The sequence below is a fragment of the Streptomyces sp. NPDC079020 genome, from assembly GCF_044542225.1.
Taxonomy (GTDB): domain Bacteria; phylum Actinomycetota; class Actinomycetes; order Streptomycetales; family Streptomycetaceae; genus Streptomyces.
In genome coordinates this window covers 1-2,936 of record NZ_JBITUB010000043.1, presented here as the reverse complement: position 1 = coordinate 2,936, position 2,936 = coordinate 1, and the positions used below count along the sequence as shown (strand labels likewise).

At 67.4% G+C, this 2,936-nt stretch carries 3 protein-coding genes; 2 read left to right on the top strand and 1 reads right to left on the bottom strand.

Features of this window, described 5'->3' with window-relative positions; genetic code table 11:
* The first annotated feature begins 204 nt into the window (after positions 1-204).
* The gene (gene istA, locus ACIGJO_RS35735; RefSeq protein ID WP_399965614.1) at positions 205-1,680 is read left to right on the top strand and encodes an IS21 family transposase; all 1,476 of its coding nucleotides are present in this window, start codon (positions 205-207) and stop codon (positions 1,678-1,680) included.
* A gap of 39 nt (positions 1,681-1,719) precedes the next feature.
* On the opposite strand, the gene ACIGJO_RS35730 is transcribed toward istA, so the two are convergent.
* Positions 1,720-2,010, bottom strand: a complete 291-nt coding sequence (locus tag ACIGJO_RS35730; RefSeq protein ID WP_399965612.1) for a hypothetical protein — start codon at positions 2,008-2,010, stop codon at positions 1,720-1,722.
* A gap of 97 nt (positions 2,011-2,107) precedes the next feature.
* Here ACIGJO_RS35730 and istB point away from each other — a divergent pair, with 97 nt between their 5' ends.
* Positions 2,108-2,833 carry an IS21-like element helper ATPase IstB gene (istB, locus tag ACIGJO_RS35725; RefSeq protein WP_399965618.1) on the top strand — a complete coding sequence of 242 codons (726 nt, stop codon included), beginning with the start codon at positions 2,108-2,110 and terminating at the stop codon, positions 2,831-2,833.
* Positions 2,834-2,936: the final 103 nt, after the last annotated feature.

Below are 2,936 nucleotides of genomic sequence, written 5' to 3'. Positions count from 1 at the left end.
TGACGGCGGCCGTGGCAAAGTCCAGGTGTGCGGCCAGCCGAGTCCAGGCTGATGGCCACCGGAAATCCAGGTGGACGGCCGTCTGATCAGTGGTGTTCCTGATCGCTTCCTTAACTGGAGGAGACCCCTCCGCCCGTTTGCTGGTGTTTGCACGCATCAGCTACCGGCCGGAGAGGTCCTGTGACGAAGTCTGACACGGAGATTATGGAAATCCTTGAGGCGTACGACCTGACCGGGACGGTCTGGTCGGCGGCGACTTTGACGGGGCACGACCCGAAGACGGTCAAAAGGTATGTCGAGGCCCGCAACGGCGGGCGCAATCCCTATGAGCGAGAGCCGCGGCCGAAGATGATCGACGCGTTCCTGGAGAAGGTCGAGGAGTGGGTCGAGCAGTCGAAGGCGACGATCCGCGCCGATGTGGTCCACGAGAAGCTCGTGACGATGGGCTACCGGGGCAGCGAACGCTCGACGAGACGGGCGGTGAATGCGGCAAAAGCGGCATGGAAGGCGGGCAAGCGCCGAACGTACCGGCCGTGGATTCCCGAGCCGGGCCGCTGGCTCCAGTTCGACTGGGGCGAGGGCCCCCGCATCGACGGCCGTCGGACCTGGCTGTTCTGCGCATGGCTGTCCTGGTCGCGGTTCCGGGTCGTCATCCCGGTCTGGGACTGCACGCTGGGCACGCTGGTGGCCTGCCTGGACACCACGCTCCGGCGGATCGGCGGGGCACCGACGTATGTACTGACGGACAACGCGAAGACGGTGACCGTCGAGCACATCGCCGGGATACCCGTACGTCATCCGCAGATGGTCGCCGCGGGTCGGCATTACGGCTGCCAGGTGGTCAGTTGCGTGCCCTACGACCCGGAATCGAAGGGCGGCGCGGAAGCGACGGTCCGCATCGCGAAGGGAGATCTGGTGCCTACCAGCGCGAACCTGTTGCCCGCTTACGACTCGTTCGCCGATCTCGCCGATGCCTGCCTGACCTGGTGCGATGCGGTGAACTCGCGCCGTCACCGGGCGACTGGGCAGATACCCGCGAACCGCCTGGACATCGAACGCACCACCCTGCACGTTCTGCCCATGGAGCCGCTCGCGCTCGCGCTGGGTGAGGAGAGGCTGGTCGGCTCGGACCGCACCATCAGCTTCAACTCGGTGCGCTACTCGACCCCGCCGGGCTATACCGGTGCCAAGGTGTGGTGCCGGGTCGTCGGCGAAGAACTGTCCATCACCGCCCGCACCCACTCCGGTGATCTCTCGGAGATCTGGCGCCACCAGCTCTCCACCCCGGGCGTTCCGCAGATCATCGACGAGCACTACCCCGACCATCCCGATGGCCGCAGCATCCACCAGCCGAGACTGCGGCCCCGCTCGGAGGCAGAGGTCGCGTTCGTGGGCATCGGGCCCGGGGCCGGGCGCTGGCTCAAGGAAGCCGGACCCGCCGGCGCCACCCGGATCCGCGCCAAGATGGCCCGCGCGGTCGAGCTGGCCACCGTCCTGGGCAACGACACAGTCGACCAGGCCCTCGGACTTGCGGCCACCGCCGGGCGCTTCGCCGACGACGACCTGCTCTCGATCCTGGGACACATCGCCGACAGCAAACCTGCCGGCGAGGTCGTCCGCGCGGACGAAGCCCACTCCGTCCAGAACGGAACCATCGGCTGGCAGGCCCTGGGCCAGTAGGCAACGACCCCAAGGCACCTGCAGCCCAGCCGAGCGGGGTCAGTCGCCGATGAACCACAGATACAGGTGCATCCCGCGCTCGACGACCTGGCACAACTCGCGGGCCTGAGCGACCCATTCACCATCACAAGCGGGCGGAAGCTGGTCGAGTTCCGCCAGCAACAGCGGCATCTGCCGCTGGTTGAACACCGCGTCCCCATACGGAGTCAGGGCGAAGAGCATCGGGAAATCCGCCGGGTCCAGGTCCGCAAAGGCAGAGGTCCACTCCACACCGGCCTGAGCGCGAGCCTCGATGTCTCCGCTGTCACCACGCACCGCCAGATTAATCACCCACCGAGCCTATCGACGCCCACCCCGACCAGCGAAGGAATATACGACCGTGACATTTCCCCAGGCCCCGGCCCTGCCCGAGGAGTTGGACAGGCTGATGCGCCGGATGCGCCTGCCCTATATGCGCAAAGCCGCCCCCGACGTGCTGGCCACCGCCCGCGCGCAACGCTGGGACCCCGCGGAGGTCCTGCGGCTGCTGATAGCCGAGGAGGTCACCGGCCGCGCCGCCGCCACCCGGCGTCTTCGCCGGCACTCGGCGAACTTCCCCACCGGCAAGACCCTGGGCTCCTGGCGGGCCGAGGACTCCACCATCCCCGAACCCACCCAGAACTCCCTGACCACCCTGGAATGGATCGGCCGCGCCGAGAACTTGGTGATCGCCGGCCCGAGCGGCACAGGGAAAAGTCACTTCACCGAGGGCCTAGCCCAGGCCGCGATCGAGAAGGACCTGCGAGTGTCCTGGTTCACCCTGGAGACGCTGAGCGCCGCGATCGGCAAGTCGAAGGTCGACGGGTCCACCGCACGGACCGTCGCCCGGATCTGCCGCGCGGACCTCATCGTCATCGACGACATCGGCCTGCTGCCCGTCGGCGAGGACGCCGCCGAGGCGTTCTACCGGATCATCGATGCCGCCTACGAGCGCCGGTCCATCGCGGTGACCAGCAATATTCATCCCTCGGGCTTCGACACGATCATGCCGAAGACTCTCGCGGGCGCGAGCACCGATCGCCTCATGCATCACGCTCACCTCGTGACCACCACCGGTGACTCGCATCGCCTCGCCGAAGCCCTCGCAGGGAAGGGAGTGGTCCCCTTGAACTGACACCCACCCCGGGAACACCACTGGCCACACGCCTGGGTTTCTGATGGCCACCAGCCTGGGCCTCCAACGGCCACCCACCTGGGCATCTCAATGACCGTTGACA

Coding starts and splice junctions, on each gene's coding strand:
- istA (WP_399965614.1), top strand. CDS start 205: ATGGAAATCCTTGAGGCGTACGACCTGACCGGGACGGTCTGGTCGGCG.
- istB (WP_399965618.1), top strand. CDS start 2,108: ATGCGCCGGATGCGCCTGCCCTATATGCGCAAAGCCGCCCCCGACGTG.